The sequence below is a fragment of the Bradyrhizobium sp. CCBAU 45384 genome, assembly GCF_028128665.1.
Taxonomy (GTDB): domain Bacteria; phylum Pseudomonadota; class Alphaproteobacteria; order Rhizobiales; family Xanthobacteraceae; genus Bradyrhizobium; species Bradyrhizobium manausense.
In genome coordinates, this window is record NZ_LBIZ01000041.1 from 1 (window position 1) to 977 (window position 977).

At 64.4% G+C, this 977-nt stretch carries 1 protein-coding gene; it reads right to left on the bottom strand.

Annotated features, from left to right (window positions below; all coding sequences use genetic code 11):
* Window positions 1-977 (bottom strand): IS66 family transposase (gene tnpC, locus XH80_RS02930; protein ID WP_271597257.1); only part of this gene is annotated, 977 nt, incomplete at both ends.

The window sequence follows — 977 nt, forward strand, 5'->3', positions numbered from 1 at the left end:
AGATGCGACCAGCAGAAGGCGAGCGTCCCGGACAGGGCGTCCGCACGCGTCTCTCGGGTCATGGTCTTGTAGGCCTGATAGCCGTCGCAATGGATGATGCCGCGATAGCCCTCAAGCAGCCGCAAGCCATGAACGGCGCCGCGGCCCGGTGCATAGGCATAGACCACTCCAGGTGGATCAGGCCCGGCCCAGGGCCTGTCGTCGCGCGACAGCGCCCAGAAGTAGCCGGTTTTCGTTCTGCCGCGGCCCGGGTCCAACACCGGCGCCGGGGTCTCATCGACGCAGAGTTTCGAGGAGGCGAGCAGAAGCTGGCGCAGCCGATGCCACAACGGCTTCAGTTCCTGGGCGGCATAGCCGACCCAGAAGGCGAGCGTGGAACGGTCCAGCGCTATTCCGTGCGTCGCCAGCATCTGCGCCTGGCGGTAAAGCGGCAAATGCCAATGATACTTCGCGTCGATCACATGAGCGACCAGCCGCTCGGTGGGCAATCCTCCCCTGATCAGTCGCTCGGGAGCAGCATGCTGGAGGACGACGCCATGACAGGCGCGGCAGGCGAGCTTAGGCCGGCGGGTGACGATGACGCGATACTGCGCCGGAACGACGTCCAGCCTCTGGCTCTCATCCCGACCAATCTCAAAGAGGTCGCCCGCACAAGACGGGCAACAGGTCTCGGCCGGCATCAGGGTTTCCACGATGCGCGGCAAATGCTCCGGCAGCTGACCACGGTTGGTTCTGCGCTCGGCCGTCCTCTTCTCGCAAACTCTGGGATTGGCGCGATCCTCGGTGGCTTCGAGGGCCGCGACAGCCTCTTCGATGTCCTCCAGAACAAGCTGCAGCTGATCAGCGTCCAGCTTTTCCGAGGATCGACCGAACTGCGCATCTTTCGCAAGCTTGAGTAACCGCTCGAGCCTGGCGCAGCGATCCAGCAGAGCCGCGGCAAAGACACGCAACTCGGCTGGATCGCTCGGCAGCTCATC